The organism is Sphingomonas sp. GlSt437 (assembly GCF_048015635.2).
Taxonomy (GTDB): domain Bacteria; phylum Pseudomonadota; class Alphaproteobacteria; order Sphingomonadales; family Sphingomonadaceae; genus Sphingomonas.
Genome location: NZ_JBPGYA010000003.1, coordinates 64,179 through 79,393, shown reverse-complemented (window position 1 = coordinate 79,393; position 15,215 = coordinate 64,179). Strand labels below are relative to the sequence as shown.

The window sequence follows — 15,215 nt, the reverse complement described above, 5'->3', positions numbered from 1 at the left end:
TCAGGGGAGAGGGCCGGGGAGAGGGGTAGCCACAAGCGACGCCGCCTCGACCTGCCCCTCTCCCAACCCTCTCCCCTGAAGGGGAGAGAGCTAGATCATGCCTGACCACGCTCGCTCCTCCTCCCCCGCCGTGCAGACGCAGCTTGATCGGCTTTGGGCGCTTGGGCCGGGCGCGGATGTGCTGGGGCTTGACCGCATCACCCGGCTGCTCGCACGGATCGGCAATCCGGAGCGCGGCCTGCCGCCGGTCTTCCACGTCGCGGGCACCAATGGCAAAGGATCGACCTGCGCGTTCCTGCGCGCGATGCTGGAGGCGGCGGGCCACCGCGTCCACGTTTATACCAGCCCGCATCTGGTCCGCTTCAACGAGCGGATTCGGCTGGCCGGGCGGCTGATCGAGGACGACGCGCTAGCACCGCTACTCGCCGAGGTGCTCGATGCCGGCGGCGATATCGGCGCGAGCTTTTTCGAAGTCACGACGGCGGCGGCGTTCCTCGCCTTCAGCCGCGTGCCCGCCGATGCGTGTGTGATCGAGGTCGGCCTGGGCGGCCGGCTCGACGCGACCAATGTGATCCCCGCGCCCGTGGTGACCGGCATCGCGCAACTGGGCATCGATCATGAGGCCTTCCTCCTGGTGCCCGAAGCCGGCACGCCGGAGGAGCCGATCGCCCGGATCGCGTTCGAGAAAGCGGGCATCGCGAAGCCGGACGTACCTCTGGTGACACAGGCCTATGTGCCAGCCGCGCGCGACGCGGTTCTCGATGTCGCCCAGGCGCGCAGAGCGATGCCGTTGATGCGTGACGAGATGTGGCATGCCGCCAGCAGCGACGGGCGCCTGGCCTACCGTGATGCGACAGGGGCGCTCGATCTGCCGCTGCCGCATCTGCCGGGCTCGCATCAGACCGATAACGCCGCGCTGGCAGTCGCGATGCTTCGCCATCAGTCAGCCATTGCCGTACCCGCCGAGGCCATCGCCGCCGGGATCGTCGCGGCGCGCTGGCCGGCGCGGCTGCAGCAGCTGGGGCCCGGCCCGCTGGTCGATCGGCTGGGCGGGCGCGCCGTGTGGATCGATGGCGGGCATAATGCCGATGGCGCACAGGCGGTGGCGCGGGCGATGGCGCCGATGGCTCCCCTCGGCCTGGTCTTCGCGCTGATGGCCAATCGCCGGATCGATGATGTGCTCGGGCCGATCGCGCCGCTCGTTGCCTACGCCCATTTCGTGCCGATCACCGGCCATGCCGGCCACGACCCGCGCGATATCGCGATGGTCGCGCAAAGCCGCCTCGGCTTGTCGACCTCAGCCCCCGCCTTCTCACTCGACCAAGCGATCGACCGCCTCGCCGCCGATCCCGCAACGCCGGCCAACGTGCTGATCGCCGGCTCGCTCTATCTCGCGGGCGAGGCGCTGGCGCTCAATCGGGAATGGCCGGACTGATCCTCGTCCACACCTGTTTGTCGCGCGCTCTCCGCAACAAAACCGGCGCGCTGCATTCGCCACAGGAAAAACAGGCCGGGCAGCCCCAGCGTCGCGCAGAAGATGTAGAAGCCGGGCCAGCCGAAAGCGGTTGCTGCATAGCCCGATGGCGTGGTCGCAAAGGTCCGGGCGACGGCCGCGACGCTCGACAGCAACGCATATTGGGTTGCGGTAAAGGCGGTATTCGAAAGGCCCGCCAGATAGGTAGCAAAAACGGTCAGGCTGATCGCGGCGAACAGGTTTTCGGTCGCCACCGCCAGCGTCAGCAGGACGACGGAATGGCCCGTGGCGGCGACGGAGGCGAACAGCAGGTTGGCGCCCATCATGATGATGCCCGCGCCGAACAACAGTCGGGTCATGCCGAACCGCGCGATCATCGCGCCGGCGATCAGGCTGCCGATGACGAGACACCAGAAGCCGACCAGCTTGTTGACCGCGATGAAATCGGTGTCCGAAAAGCCCTGGGCGACAACCATCGGGCTCAGCATATTTTGTCCGACTGCGTCGCCCAATTTATAGGTCATCACGAACAACAGGATGAGCCATGCACCAGGGCGCTGAAAGAAATCGACAAAGGGGGCGACAACACTGTGCTGCAGGAAATGGCCGAAAGCGGCCAGCGAGAAGCCCTCGCGCACGGCAGTGTGCCGCCCCGGCCCCAGCCATAGCGACGCGATCATGCCGGGCAGCACGAGCAAAGCGCTGATCGCATACGCACTTGGCCACCCCAGGCCCGCACCCTCGGTTGACGCCAGCCAGATCGTGCCCGCACCGGCGAGCAGATTGCCGGTGCGATACCCCACCTGGTTGGTCGCCGTCCCCTGCGCGAGTTGCGCATCGGTCAGCGTCTCGATGCGATAAGCGTCGATCACGATATCCTGGGTGGCCGACAGGAACGAGACGATCACGCCCCACAAAGCGAACACCGCGATGTGGTTGAGCGGGTCGCTGCTGCCGAGCCGAATCAAGGCAATCGCCAGGCACCCCTGGACCAGCCAAAGCCAGGCACGTCGTTGACCCAAGAGCGGCGCGAGAATGGGCAACGCGATACCGTCGATCAGCGGCGCCCAGAGGAATTTGAGCGTGTAGGGCGTCCCGAGCGCGAAGGCAAAGCCGATCGTGCGTTTGTCGATACCGATCTTCGACAGCCAATAGGACATGGTCGAGAGCAGCAGCGTCAACGGAAATCCACTGGAAATGCCGAGCAGAAAGGCGCCAAGCGGCGCTGGCTCGAGATACGCACGCAACGGCGTGCGTGGGGCCTTTCTCGCCGTCAAAGCCATCACCTTTCTTCCCACTCACGTTGACGGCTTGCCACCTCTTGCATTGCTCTTGCTCCCTGCCCGGTTTGCGCCGACACTAGCGGCAAAATGAGGGAGAGGAAGCGCCGATGAACGCGCCCCAGCGCATTGCCAGCCCGACCGAGGGGCAATTGGCGCTTGCCGATCGGCTGGCGCATGGCGGCGGCCGCGCGTCGGCCGGCATCACTCATGTCAGCGCTGAGGCTTATACCTCACCCGCGCGTCACGCCGCGGAGCAGGACCGGCTGTTCAAGCGGCTGCCGCTGGTGATCGCGCCCTCCGCGCTGTTGCCCGAGCCGAACATGGCCGTGCCCCATGACGGCTTCGGCAAGCCGCTGCTCATCGCCCGCGACAAGGACGGCGTGGCGCATGTTTTCGTGAATGTGTGCCAGCATCGCGGCACAAGGCTTGTCGAGGGGAGCGAACCGGTGTGCGCGCCGCGCCTCATCTGCCCCTATCACGCCTGGAGCTACACGCTTGACGGCACGCTCGCCGGACTGCCCCGGCCCGACAGCTTCCCCGGTCTAAACAAAGCCGATTTCGCGCTGAAGCGGTTGCCTACCGTGGAGGCCGGCGGCCTCATCTGGTTCGCCTTCGACGAGACCGCCGATTTCAGCGAAGCGCGCGCGCTGGGCGATGAATTCTGGGCGTTCGACCTGCCCGGCCAGCACCTGTTCCGCCGCCGCACCCATCGCGTCGCGGCGAACTGGAAGCTCATCATGGATGCGTTTCTGGAGAGCTACCACGTCCAGCGCCTCCACGCGCAGACGATCGGCAAATTCTTTCAGGATGGCGTTTCGACCGGCGACATGATCGGGCCGCACCAGCGCTCCGCGGTCGGGCGCGAGGCGGACTTGATCGCGGCGGCGCAAGGCGACTGGCCGGCGCTGCGCGCGGCGATTACCTATACCTATCAGATGTTTCCCGGCACGGTGCTGATCGTCAGCCCCGATTACATCAACCTGATGACGCTGATGCCGCAGTCCGAGCGCGAAGTGCTGGTCGAGGATTTCATGCTGATCCCCGAGCCGCCGGCGACCGACAAAGCACGCGACCATTGGGAGCGGAGCTGGGCGCTGCTCGACGCGGGCGTGTTCGCGGGCGAGGATTTCCGGGCGGCCGAGCTGGGCCAGGAAGGGCTAAGCTCGGGCGCGATCGAGCGACTGACGCTGGGCACGCTCGAGACCGGGATGCGCCTGTTCCACGATCAGGTCGAGGCGCGGCTCTAAGGGCTAGCCCGCTTGCGGCACGTCGATGAACAGGCTGAACCCCGCCGGCGCGCGCGGGGTACGGCCGCCGCCATGGCGCACCGCTTCGATCACGTCGATCGACCGCACCAGATCACGCTGGTGATAGGGCTTGGACAGGCACCCGCACGCCAGCGCCCGCGCATGGCTGGGGCAAGCGCCGGTGACGAACAGCACCGCGATGCCGCGGTCATGCGCCGCCTGCGCCACATCGATGCCGCTGCCGTCGGCGAGGTTCACATCGGCGAGCACCAGATCGATCTCGGTGCCCGCCTCGATCAGCGTCACCGCTTCCTCGACGCGATCGAGCGTGGCGACAATCTCGAATCCTTCCTCGGCCAGGAAGCGCTCATTGTCGAAGGCAATAAGGGCCTCGTCCTCAACGATGAGGATGCGCGCCAAATGCCGTCTGCGCTTGCCGAAAAGGACCGCCACGTGATTCTCCTGTACCGGATAGATAGGAGTAATTCCTGCGCGACAACGCCCGTCGCGCCGCTCAGCCTCCCTTGCCCGACAAATAATGTTCTGGGTGCGACAAAATTGGCGCTATCGACAAAATCGTGACGAAATTTTCTCTCCCAGACCGCGACGGCCAGCGCATTGCCAAATTGCTGGCGCGCGCCGGCATCGCTTCACGCCGCGAAATCGAACGGATGATTGTGGAGGGGCGAGTCGCGCTGAACGGCAAGCCGATCGACACGCCGGCGACGGTGCTCAAATCGCTCCACGGCGTGACCGTCGACGGCAAGCCCGTCGCCGAGCCGACGCCGGCGCGGCTGTTCCTGTTCCACAAGCCCAATGGCGTGCTGGTGACCGAGCGCGATCCCGGCGGGCGGCCGACGATCTATGATCGCCTGCCCAAGGGCCTGCCGCGGCTGATGCCGGTCGGGCGGCTCGACTTGAACACCGAAGGGCTATTGCTGCTGACCACCGACGGCGAATTGAAGCGCCAGCTCGAATTGCCGTCGACCGGCGTCGAGCGGGCTTATCGCGCCCGTGCCTATGGGCAGGTGACGCAGGCGCAGCTTGAGGATCTGATCGAGGGCGTCGAGATCGACGGCGTGCGTTACGGGTCGATCGACGCCAATCTCGAGCGGCGGACCGGCGCGAACGTGTGGATCGAGATCATCATTACCGAGGGCAAGAACCGCGAAGTGCGCAAAGTGCTGGAGCATCTCGGCCTCAAAGTGTCGCGGCTCATCCGCACGCGCTATGGGCCGTTTGTGCTCGGTGACTTGCCGATGGGCGAGATTGGCGAGGTTCGCCAGGCCGATGTCGCAGCCTTTAGGAGGCAGCCGAAGAAGCGCGGCGCGGAAGCGCCGATGCGGTTGAAGCAGGCGGTGCCGCCGCCGCGTCCCAAACCGGACGCCGATGCCGAGGCGCCACGCTCGGAAGGGCCTCGCCGCAACGCCTCGCCAGGCAAGCTCCCGCCGCGCCCCAAGCGCGCAACGCCCCAGCGCGCGTCCAGGAAGCAAGCCGACGGCCCAGCCGATAAGCCGCTCTCCTCGCGCGCACGGCGGACGCTGAGCGATCCGCGCCGCGCCACCCGCGACGACGCGCCAGCCGCCCCGCGCTCGCCGCGCGGCGGTCGCCCCGCGCGACCCGGCCGGCCGCGCCGCCCGGGCAAACGCTGACCGATGCGGATCATCGCCGGGCAATGGCGCGGGCGGCCGCTCGTCGCGCCTAAGGGTGACACGACGCGCCCCACTGCCGATCGCACGCGCGAAGCGTTGTTCTCGATGCTGACCAGCCGGCTCGGCTCGTTCGAAGGCCTAGCCGTGGCCGATCTGTTTGCCGGCTCGGGCGCGCTGGGGCTCGAAGCATTGTCGCGTGGCGCGGGCAAATGCCTGTTCGTCGAGCAGGATCGCGCGGCGCTGGATGCGCTGCGCACGAACATCGCCAAGCTCGGCGCGACGAACGCCGATGTCCGTGCGCAATCGGTGCTGGCGCTCGGCCCGGCGCCCGCGCCGCTCGATCTGCTATTGATGGACCCGCCCTATCGTTCCGGCGCCGGCGCGGTCGCGCTCGACAAGCTGGCGCGGCTCGGTTGGGTTGGGCCGGCAAGCTGGGTGAGCATCGAAACCGCGCATGAAGAGGAACTGGCAGTTGCCGGCTTCGAGATCGACGCCAGCCGCGTCCACGGCAAGGCGCGGCTAACCTTGCTTCGGCAAATCGCCTAGCGTCAGACCGTTCCCATCGCGCGGATAACGGTCAGCATGCCCCAATAAAGCCCGCCGGCGATCAGCATCGCGGCCGGCAGCGTCAGTACCCAAGCGAGCACCATGTTGCGGATTGTGCGCGGTTGCAGCCCGGCGCCGTTCCCGACGCTGGCGCCGGCAACGCCGCTGGTCAGGATATGCGTCGTCGACACCGGCGCGCCCACATATTCAGCGAGGAGGATCGTGCTGGCAGCCGTCAGCTCGGCCGCCGCGCCCATCCCATAGGTGAGATGCGTTTTGCCGATCCGCTCGCCGACCGTGACCACAATCCGCCGCCAGCCGACCATCGTGCCAAGCCCCAGCGCGATCGCGACAGTCACTTTCACCCAAAGCGGAATGTAGCGCGTGCTTTTCTCCAGCCCGGTCTGATACGTGTCGACGGTCTTGAGCTCGTCGGCGGAAAAGGTCTGCGACGCGGTCTTGGCCTTTGTCGCCAACCGGCTGGTATCGAGCACCAGATACATGTCGTTGCGCAGGTTGGACGCTGCGGCCGAAGGGATTTTCGACAAGCTGCCATAGCTGCCGACATCATGGCTGATCTCATTGGTCACCGTTTCGATCGCGGCATAGACGACCGGCGTGCTGGCGTTGCGCGTCTTGAGCGCGCTGGTCAGCGCCTCGCGCGCTGCTTCGGGCCCAATCGGCGTCCCCTCGGCATGGCGGTGGAACACGGCGGCAGCCGCGCTCGCATGCTGCACGAACGCCGGGGTGTCGCTTGCCGGCATCGTCCGGTTGAGCGCATAGGCCGTTGGCGCGCAGCCGATGAGGATGAGCATGATGAGGCCCATGCCCTTCTGCCCGTCATTGCCGCCATGCGCGAAGCTGACCGCAGTGCAGGTGAAGATCAGCAGCGCGCGGATGCCGGTCGGCGGCGGCGCATCGCCTTCCGGCGCCTGATAAAGCTTGGGATTGCGCAGCACGAGCTTCATGACGACCAGCAGCAGCAATGCGCCGAAAAAGCCCATCAGCGGGCTGAACAGCAGCGACGACAGCACTTTCTGCGCCTGGCCCCAGTCGACGCCCTGGGTGCCGCCAGTGCCGGCCGAAATCAGCTGGTTGGCAAAGCCGACGCCGAGGATCGAGCCGATCAGCGCATGGCTCGACGAATTGGGAATGCCGAAATACCAGGTCGCCAGGTTCCAGATGACGGCGGCAAACAGCAGCGAGAAGATCATCGCAAAACCGGCGCTCGACCCGACATGCAGGATGAGATCGACCGGCAGCAGCGTGACGATCGAGTAAGCGACCGCACCGCTCGACAACAGCACGCCGATCAGATTCCACACGCCGGACCACACGACGGCCAGCGGCGCCGGCATCGAATTGGTGTAGATGACCGTCGCGACCGCATTGGCGGTATCGTGGAAGCCATTCACGAATTCGAACGCGAGCGCGATCAACAGCGCGAGCCCCAGAAAGGCGAACACGCCCAGCGCCAGCGTTTCGCCGACATGCTGGGTGTCGAGGAAGATGCTGTAAGCGGCGTAGCCCAGGCCGCCGATCAGCCCCAGGCCGAACAGCGCGCGCGCCAGCGGGTGGGAAGGCCGGTCCAGCCGTTCCCCGATCGGCGAACGGTCAAGCCGATCGCCGCTATCAATTGTGGTGGTCGCCATGCGACTGCTCGGTCAGCCCCGCTGATCGTGAAAGGATGGGCTCGCAATACCCGCGCGCGCCATGGCTGGGCAAGGACGATTTTGGACCGTCGCGGCGTTCCCTTGACCGGACTGAGACGAAACACGCCCGAAGACAAGGCGCTAGCTGCCCGATATTTACAGCGCGGCAAAGCGCGTTAAGGGCTGGCTTGCGGGGTTATCGTGTCGGGGTGGATCAAAAAGTCCACGGCCAGTGTGTGGATGCGGAGTGCTTATGCTCGACCCCCTGCTCGAATCACCCGACATGGCTTCGCCGCCCGTCGATCGAGATCACGACCAACGGCCAGTAGTGCCGCAGCCATCCTTCCGGGTGATGACGGTGATCCACAGCTTTACGCCGGGCGGTGTCGAGCGTGTTGCGCTGCGGCTGAACGCGGCGCTGCGGAAGATCGGCAAGCACGCGGTCGTGGTCGTCGGCCGCGATGACGGCTGTGCGAGCGAGGCCAGCGATGGCGCTGCTTGCCTCGTTATCCCAAACGCGCGCGGGATCGGCTCTCGCACGCAGCTCCTCTGGATGATCCGCCACTTGCCGCGCTTGATCGCGAGCCAGCGGCCCGACGTCCTGTTCTGCCCCGGCAATACCTATAGTTCGGTCGGCGTCGCGATGAAGCTGCTCCTCGGGCGCCGCTGCCCGCCGATCGTGACCAAGGTCTCCAACGACCTGAGGCGGCAGGACATGCCCCGGCCGATCCGCTTCCTCTATCATCGCTGGCTGCGATTGCAGGGGCGCTTGCTCGGCGAATTCGTCGCGATGGCGCCGGCGATGGTTCCCGAGATTGTCGCGCATATGGGGGTGCCGGCAGCTCGCGTGCGCGTCATTCACGATCCCGTGCTGCGCGAGGAAGAGCTTGAGAGCTTCATCACCCTGCCGCGCGTCGCGGCGCGGCGCGGCCGGCGCTATCTCGCCGTCGCGCGACTGGCACCGCAGAAGAATCTGGCGCTGCTGCTGGCTGCGTTCGCGCGCATCGCCGCGCCCGCCGATCGGCTGACCATCCTGGGCGAAGGGGCCGAACGCGACGGGCTCGAGGCTCTGGCGCAATCGCTCGGCATCGCAAGCAAAGTCGCCATGCCCGGCCATGTTGCCGATGTGAGGCCGTGGATGGCCGAGGCAGACATTCTGTGCCTCTCCTCGGATTTCGAAGGCGTGCCCGCCGTGCTGATCGAGGGGATAGCGGCGGGGCTGACCGTGGTGACGACCGACTCAAGCGCCGCGATCAGCGATCTGATCGGCGACGGCGCGTTCGGCACGCTGGTGCCGGTGGGCGATGTCGACGCCTTCGCCGCCGCGATGCGCCGCGCGCCCGCCCCCGCCCGCCGGCCGAGCGATGCCGCAATCCGCCATGTCCGCGCCTTTACGATCGAATCAGGCGCCCGAGAGTACGCTGCGCTGTTCGCCGAACTGGCCGCATCAGCCGTACACGGTATCAGCGCTTGAGCATGAAATTGGGCTAGCGCTATTGCCCCGCGTTCCCTAGCTGTTCACGGTCATGAATTTGCCCGCGCCCTCGCCTGCTGATCCGCCCTATCTGCGCGGCCTCAATGCGCCGCAGCGCGAGGCGGTGCTGACCACGGACGGCCCGGTGCTGGTGCTGGCCGGCGCAGGCACGGGCAAGACGGCAGCGCTGACCGCGCGGCTGGCGCATCTGCTCTACACGCGCAAGGCCTATCCGTCCGAGATCCTCGCCGTCACCTTTACCAACAAGGCCGCGCGCGAGATGCGCGAACGCGTGCGCGCCCTGGTCGGCGATATGGTCGAAGGGATGCCGTGGCTAGGCACCTTCCACGCGATCGGCGCGCGGATGCTGCGGCGCCATGCCGAGCTCGTTGGGCTGCAATCCAACTTCACGATTCTGGATACCGACGATCAGCTGCGGCTGCTCAAGCAGCTCGTCATCGCCGCCGATATCGATGAGAAGCGCTTTCCGGCGCGCGCGCTCGGTGGGCTGATCGACGAGTGGAAGAACAAGGGGCTGACCCCGGCCGATATCGACGCGGGTGAGAGCGAGCGCTGGGCGAACGGACGCGGCGGTGAGCTCTATGCGCAGTACCAGGCGCGGCTGGTCGCGCTCAACGCGTGCGATTTCGGCGATCTGCTGCTCCACATGCTCGTGATCCTGCGCACCCATCGCGACGTGCTGGCGCACTATCAGCAGCGTTTCCGCTACATCATGGTCGATGAGTATCAGGACACGAATAGCGTCCAGTATCTCTGGCTGCGATTGCTGGCGCAGGAGCGCAAGAACATCGCGTGTGTCGGCGATGACGACCAGTCGATCTATTCGTGGCGCGGCGCGCAGGTGGAGAATATCCTGAAGTTCGAGCGCGACTTCCCCGGCGCCAAAGTGATCCGGCTCGAGCAGAATTATCGCTCCACACCGCACATCCTGGCGGCAGCGTCGGGCGTCATAGCGAACAATAGCGGCCGGCTCGGCAAGACCTTGTGGACCGAGCAAGCCGAGGGCGAGAAGGTGCGCGTCATCGGCGTGTGGGATGGGCCGGAGGAAGCGCGCCGGGTGGGCGAGGAGATCGAGGCGGCGCAGCGTCGGGGGCAGAGCCTCGATAGCATCGCCATCCTCGTCCGCGCGCAGCACCAGACGCGCGAATTCGAGGATCGCTTCATCGCGATCGGCATGCCCTACCGCATCGTTGGCGGTTTCCGCTTCTATGAACGCGCCGAAATCCGCGATGCGCTGGCGTATCTGCGCATCGTCGCGCAGCCGGCCGATGACCTGGCGTTCGAGCGCATCGTCAACGTCCCCAAGCGCGGGCTGGGCGACAAGGCGGTGCAGAAGCTGCACTTGCTCGCCCGCGCCGAGGACATTCCGCTCAGCCTCGCCGCCGCGCGCATCCTCGACACCGACGAGCTGACCGGCGCGGCACGGCGCAGCCTTGGCAATTTCGTCGGCGATCTCGCGCGCTGGCGGCAGATGGCACAGGAGCTGCCGCACCCCGATCTCGCGCGGCAGATCCTCGATGAGAGCGGCTATACCGGCGCGCTCCAGGCCGAGAAATCGGTCGAAGCGTCAGGCCGGCTCGAAAACCTCAACGAACTCGTCCGCGCGATGGAGGAATATGAGACGCTCGGTGCCTTCCTCGAGCATGTCAGCCTGGTGATGGACAATGAGAGCGGCGCTTATGAGCCGCAGGTGACGATCATGACGATCCACGCCGCCAAGGGGCTGGAATTCGACACGGTGTTCCTGGCCGGGTGGGAAGAAGGGCTGTTCCCCAGCCAGCGCGCGCTCGACGAAGGCGGGCTGGCCAGCCTGGAAGAAGAGCGCCGCCTGGCTTATGTCGCGATCACGCGCGCCCGGCACCGCGCGATCATCCTCCACGCCGCCAACCGGCGCATTTATGGCCAATGGACGTCGAGCATCCCCAGCCGCTTCGTCGGCGAGCTGCCCAAGCCGCATATCGAGGAGGAATCGAGCCTAGCGGGCGGCGATAGCTTATGGCGCGCCAATTGGTCGACCGCCGCTGATCCCTTTGCCAATGTCGCCCGCGGCACCGGGCGCGGGCCAGGCTGGCAGCGCGCGGCGGGATCAGGCACATCGCTCGTCCGCGAACCCCGCATCGTCGAGGCGCGCGCCTCTGCCGTCAGCCTCGGCAATAAGGGGCGCGACGACCTCTCGGTCGGCATGCGCGTGTTCCATCAGAAATTCGGCTATGGCACGATTGCCGAGATCGAAGGCAACAAGCTGGAAATCGATTTCGAAGCCGCCGGGCGCAAGCGCGTGATGGACAGCTTCGTGACGATCGGCTGAGCGCGGTCAGCCCAGCGCCGGGAACAGCTCGTAGAGCACAATCTCGTCGGCCGGCGCTTGCGCGCCCGCGATCACGAAGCGCCAGTGGAACGGGCCGACCCGCTCGATAACGCCAATCACATCCTTGCTGCTATCCGTGCCATAGCCCGGCGCGGCGTCGCGCTGGTGCAGCCGGGTGGCGCCCAGGAAGATGAGCCGGTTCGGCTGGTCGTCGCTGTAGAGCCAGCCACCGGGCAGCGATGCACCATCCTGCTTGGTGAGCGACTGGCGCTGATGGTCCCCCGCCACGTCACAGCGATCAGGCCGGGCGGTCACATAGCCGCCCTTGCCGCCGATGCGGATCAATCGGCACCAGTAGGGCCCCGGGGTCAGCTGCGGCAATGGCACCGCGCCATCGGCCGCGAGCAGCGCGCCTTCCGCTTTCAACCGACTGGGGAAACGGCGACTGGCCAGCGCGCGTGCTGCCTGCCAACGCGCGGCAAGGCGATCGATCGAGGCTTGATCCGCCGGGGTGGCAATGCTGCGCCAGGCGCTTGACGGCATCTGCTCGACGGTGACCGCCGGGCTCGGCTGAACGACGAGGGACAAATGGCGCGTGCACCCTCCCAGCGCCGCCGCTGCGCCGGCAATCAGCATCAACTGTCGGATATTCATCGCCAATTTCACGGCTAAGGCTCTCATTTCGTGGCGTTAACGAATGGTAAACGGCGAAGCGTAAACAATTGGTTAATGCTGGCCGTTCGGGACGGCGTGAGAGCGCCTCCGCAGCACGCTTGACCCCGCGCAGAGCACGGCATAACGCGCCAACCATGCCCGCGCTCCGCGCCATCCTTGCGTCCCACCGCCCCGTGGCAGCGCTGCTGCTCGCGCTGGCGCTGTGGATGCGGCTGGTGGTGCCCGACGGCTATATGATCGGCGCCGACACGGGCGGCCATCTGCCGGTGATCGAGATCTGCACGGGCCATGGTGCTGCGCATATCGCCGATCCGACGGGCAAGAAGCAGAGCGATCACGCGCCGGCGGCCGACCATATCTGCGCCTTTGCGGCTGCAAGTGCTGCGGTCGACCTGATCGCACCGCTTCAGTCGATTGTTTCGCCGACAAGCTCGCCGGCCTCCGCATCGGCGAAGATCCCCGCCGCCCTCCCCGGCCGCGGCCTCGCCGCGCCGCCGCCGCCCAAGACCGGACCACCCGCCCTCGCCTGACCCACGCTCGTGCCGACGCCTCCTGTCGGCGCGCTCCTTCCCGTCAGACGATGGAACTGCTCCATGCCCCTTACCTTTAGCGCCGCCACGGCGCCGCTCGCGCTTGCCGTGCTCACCCCGGCCACACCCCCCGCCGATCATGGCGACCCGACCAACGACATTCTCGTCACCTCGACGCGCCACAACGCGATGATCGAAGCGACGCCCAATACTCGCGCCGCGATCGACGCCGAGACGATCGCACGCACAGTCAACGCCGTGAATGTCGAGGATACGGTCAAATATCTGCCGAGCCTCGTCGTCCGCAAACGCCATATCGGCGACACGCAGTCACCGCTGGCGACGCGGACGAGCGGCGTCGGTGCCTCCGCGCGCAGCCTGATCTTCGCCGATGGCGCTTTGCTCTCCTCGCTGATCGGCAACAACAACACTTCGGCGAGCCCGCAATGGCAGCTGGTGAGCCCGCAGGAAATCGCGCGGATCGACGTGCTTTATGGCCCATTTTCGGCGGCTTATGCGGGCAATTCGATCGGCGCGGTGGTCAACATCACGACTCGCCTGCCCGACCAATTGGAGGCCGAAATCACCGCCGGCGCCTCGGTCCAGACCTTCGATCAATATGGCACGCGCGGCACGTACCCGGCCTATTCGGCGGGCGCGACATTGGGCGATCGCTTCGGCCGGCTCGCGGTCTTCGCCAGCTACAGCCATGTGTCGAGCGACAGCCAGCCGCTCGGTTACGCCACAGCGACGCGGCCGGCGAGCCCTTCCGCAAGCGGCGCGGGCACGGCGGGCGGCTTTGACGATCTCAACCGCCAGGGTGCCGCGATCCGCGTGATCGGCGCGACCGGGTTCGAGCATCAGGCGGAGGATTTCGCCAAGCTCAAGCTCGCCTTCGATCTGACGCCCGACATCCGGCTGAGTTACGTCGGCGGCGTCTTCGTCAACGCCACCGATGCCAGCGCCACGAGCTATCTGAGCGCGGCGAGCGCCCCCGCCTATGCCGGCACGCTCAACATCGGCGGTTATGCCTACACCATCCCCGCCAGCACCTTCTCAAACAACATCTACCACAACCGCCAGACGCATTGGTCGCACAGCTGGATCGTCCAGGGCACACAAGGACCGGTCGATTTCCACGTCGTCGGCACACTGTTCGATTTCGCGCGCGACGATCAGCGCGTGGCGACGGCTGCGTTGCCGGGCGGCTTTACTGGCGGCGCAGGTAATCTCACGCGGCTGGCGGGGACCGGCTGGTACACCGTCGACGCCAAGGCAGCGTGGCATCTGACCGAGCTCGATCGGCTCACCGTCTCGGCGGGCTATCATCGTGATCAGTATCACCTGAACAGCAATCGCTACACGCTTGCCACCAATTGGCTCGCCGATGCGCCCGGAGCGCTCAATCAGGCATCGCGGGGCACGACGACGACCGATGCCGCCTGGGCGCAAATCGCCTGGCGGCCGATTGCGCCGGTGCTGCTGACGATCGGCGGACGGCAGGAATGGTGGCGGGCCAGCGACGGCTATAATTTCAGCCTGGCGCCCGCGCTTGCGGTCAATCAGCCGGCGCGATCGGCGAGCAAATTCTCGCCCAAGGCGACGCTCGCGTGGACACCGACGCACGACTGGCGCGTCAGCCTGTCGTTCGGCGAGGCGTGGCGCTTCCCGACCGTGACCGAGCTTTACCAGGCAATCACCACGGGCCCCACCCTCACCTCGCCCAACCCGACACTGCGGCCCGAGCAGGCGCTGAGCGAGGAACTGGCGATCCAGCGCGGCAGCGATGCCAATTTCGTCCGCCTGTCGCTGTTCCGCGAAGTGATCAACGATGCGCTGCTCTCACAAACCGCGCCGCTCGTGCCCGGATCAGCAACACTCTTCAGCTATGTCCAGAATGTCGATCGCGTCCACACCGATGGGCTCGAATTGGCCTTTCAGCAGACCGATCTGGTCAAGCGGTTCGACGTGTCGGGCAGCCTGACGCTGACCGATCCGCGCATCCGCGCCGATGCGGCCTTCCCCGCCGCCATCGGCAAGCGCCCGCCGCAATTGCCGACGATGCGCGCGACGGTGGTGGCGACGTGGCGGCCCGATACGCATTGGTCGCTCAGTGCCGCGGGGCGCTATTCGGGTCGCTCGTTCGGGACGATCGACAATAGCGACCCGGTCAGCTTCACGTACCAGGGCTTCGGCAGCTATTTCGTCGCTGACCTGCGCGCGACGGTGGCGGTGACGCGTCAGCTGCAACTCGCGCTCGGCGTCGATAACGTCACTGACCGGCGCTATTTCCTGTTCCATCCCTTTCCGGGGCGGAGCTACAGCGTCGAAATGCGCTGGCGGCTTTGACAGC

At 66.6% G+C, this 15,215-nt stretch carries 12 protein-coding genes; 8 read left to right on the top strand and 4 right to left on the bottom strand.

Annotated elements, in window-relative coordinates:
* Positions 1 to 97: 97 nt before the first annotated feature.
* A complete protein-coding gene (locus ACLB0R_RS14250; RefSeq protein WP_416644020.1) occupies positions 98 to 1,435 on the top strand; it encodes a bifunctional folylpolyglutamate synthase/dihydrofolate synthase in 1,338 nt (445 codons plus the stop codon).
* Here the strand turns inward: ACLB0R_RS14250 and ACLB0R_RS14245 are convergent.
* Entirely contained in the window at positions 1,387 to 2,757 is a 1,371-nt protein-coding gene (locus ACLB0R_RS14245) for an AmpG family muropeptide MFS transporter (protein WP_416644019.1), read from the bottom strand. The genes ACLB0R_RS14250 and ACLB0R_RS14245 overlap by 49 nt on opposite strands.
* Positions 2,758 to 2,864: 107 nt before the next feature.
* On the opposite strand from ACLB0R_RS14245, the gene ACLB0R_RS14240 reads away from it, so the two are divergent.
* Complete coding sequence (locus ACLB0R_RS14240; RefSeq protein ID WP_416644018.1) at positions 2,865 to 4,004, top strand: aromatic ring-hydroxylating oxygenase subunit alpha; 1,140 nt, start codon at positions 2,865 to 2,867, stop codon at positions 4,002 to 4,004.
* Between the two features lie 3 nt (positions 4,005 to 4,007).
* Here the strand turns inward: ACLB0R_RS14240 and ACLB0R_RS14235 are convergent, their stop codons facing one another.
* Positions 4,008 to 4,457, bottom strand: coding sequence for a response regulator (locus tag ACLB0R_RS14235; RefSeq protein WP_416644017.1), 450 nt, complete (start codon positions 4,455 to 4,457; stop codon positions 4,008 to 4,010).
* Between the two features lie 125 nt (positions 4,458 to 4,582).
* Here ACLB0R_RS14235 and ACLB0R_RS14230 point away from each other — a divergent pair, with 125 nt between their 5' ends.
* Both ACLB0R_RS14230 and rsmD read left to right on the top strand, forming a co-directional pair.
* Positions 4,583 to 5,656, top strand: coding sequence for a pseudouridine synthase (locus ACLB0R_RS14230; RefSeq protein ID WP_416644016.1), 1,074 nt, complete (start codon positions 4,583 to 4,585; stop codon positions 5,654 to 5,656).
* 3 nt (positions 5,657 to 5,659) lie between these two features.
* Complete coding sequence (gene rsmD / locus ACLB0R_RS14225; protein ID WP_416644015.1) at positions 5,660 to 6,202, top strand: 16S rRNA (guanine(966)-N(2))-methyltransferase RsmD; 543 nt, start codon at positions 5,660 to 5,662, stop codon at positions 6,200 to 6,202.
* Between the two features lie 2 nt (positions 6,203 to 6,204).
* Here rsmD and ACLB0R_RS14220 read toward each other — a convergent pair whose 3' ends face one another.
* Positions 6,205 to 7,854, bottom strand: a complete 1,650-nt coding sequence (locus ACLB0R_RS14220; protein WP_416644014.1) for an inorganic phosphate transporter — start codon at positions 7,852 to 7,854, stop codon at positions 6,205 to 6,207.
* Between the two features lie 253 nt (positions 7,855 to 8,107).
* On the opposite strand from ACLB0R_RS14220, the gene ACLB0R_RS14215 reads away from it, so the two are divergent.
* Together ACLB0R_RS14215 and ACLB0R_RS14210 are read left to right on the top strand one after the other, a co-directional pair.
* Positions 8,108 to 9,328: a glycosyltransferase gene (locus ACLB0R_RS14215; RefSeq protein ID WP_416644013.1), complete on the top strand. Its 1,221-nt coding sequence runs from the start codon at positions 8,108 to 8,110 to the stop codon at positions 9,326 to 9,328.
* Between the two features lie 52 nt (positions 9,329 to 9,380).
* Positions 9,381 to 11,657 carry an ATP-dependent helicase gene (locus tag ACLB0R_RS14210; RefSeq protein ID WP_416644012.1) on the top strand — a complete coding sequence of 759 codons (2,277 nt, stop codon included), beginning with the start codon at positions 9,381 to 9,383 and terminating at the stop codon, positions 11,655 to 11,657.
* Between the two features lie 6 nt (positions 11,658 to 11,663).
* On the opposite strand, the gene ACLB0R_RS14205 is transcribed toward ACLB0R_RS14210, so the two are convergent.
* A complete protein-coding gene (locus ACLB0R_RS14205) occupies positions 11,664 to 12,323 on the bottom strand; it encodes a DUF4893 domain-containing protein (RefSeq protein ID WP_416644011.1) in 660 nt (219 codons plus the stop codon).
* Between the two features lie 143 nt (positions 12,324 to 12,466).
* On the opposite strand from ACLB0R_RS14205, the gene ACLB0R_RS14200 reads away from it, so the two are divergent.
* The gene (locus ACLB0R_RS14200) at positions 12,467 to 12,862 is read left to right on the top strand and encodes a hypothetical protein (protein WP_416644010.1); all 396 of its coding nucleotides are present in this window, start codon (positions 12,467 to 12,469) and stop codon (positions 12,860 to 12,862) included.
* A gap of 63 nt (positions 12,863 to 12,925) precedes the next feature.
* The gene (locus ACLB0R_RS14195) at positions 12,926 to 15,211 is read left to right on the top strand and encodes a TonB-dependent receptor (RefSeq protein ID WP_416644009.1); all 2,286 of its coding nucleotides are present in this window, start codon (positions 12,926 to 12,928) and stop codon (positions 15,209 to 15,211) included.
* Positions 15,212 to 15,215: the final 4 nt, after the last annotated feature.

Bases quoted from the DNA above. Each gene is read 5' to 3' on its own strand.
- ACLB0R_RS14240 (WP_416644018.1), top strand. From the start codon at position 2,865: ATGAACGCGCCCCAGCGCATTGCCAGCCCGACCGAGGGGCAATTGGCG.
- ACLB0R_RS14195 (WP_416644009.1), top strand. From the start codon at position 12,926: ATGCCCCTTACCTTTAGCGCCGCCACGGCGCCGCTCGCGCTTGCCGTG.
- ACLB0R_RS14215 (WP_416644013.1), top strand. From the start codon at position 8,108: ATGCTCGACCCCCTGCTCGAATCACCCGACATGGCTTCGCCGCCCGTC.
- ACLB0R_RS14245 (WP_416644019.1), bottom strand. From the start codon at position 2,757: ATGGCTTTGACGGCGAGAAAGGCCCCACGCACGCCGTTGCGTGCGTAT.
- ACLB0R_RS14250 (WP_416644020.1), top strand. From the start codon at position 98: ATGCCTGACCACGCTCGCTCCTCCTCCCCCGCCGTGCAGACGCAGCTT.
- ACLB0R_RS14200 (WP_416644010.1), top strand. From the start codon at position 12,467: ATGCCCGCGCTCCGCGCCATCCTTGCGTCCCACCGCCCCGTGGCAGCG.
- ACLB0R_RS14220 (WP_416644014.1), bottom strand. From the start codon at position 7,854: ATGGCGACCACCACAATTGATAGCGGCGATCGGCTTGACCGTTCGCCG.
- rsmD (WP_416644015.1), top strand. From the start codon at position 5,660: ATGCGGATCATCGCCGGGCAATGGCGCGGGCGGCCGCTCGTCGCGCCT.
- ACLB0R_RS14210 (WP_416644012.1), top strand. From the start codon at position 9,381: ATGAATTTGCCCGCGCCCTCGCCTGCTGATCCGCCCTATCTGCGCGGC.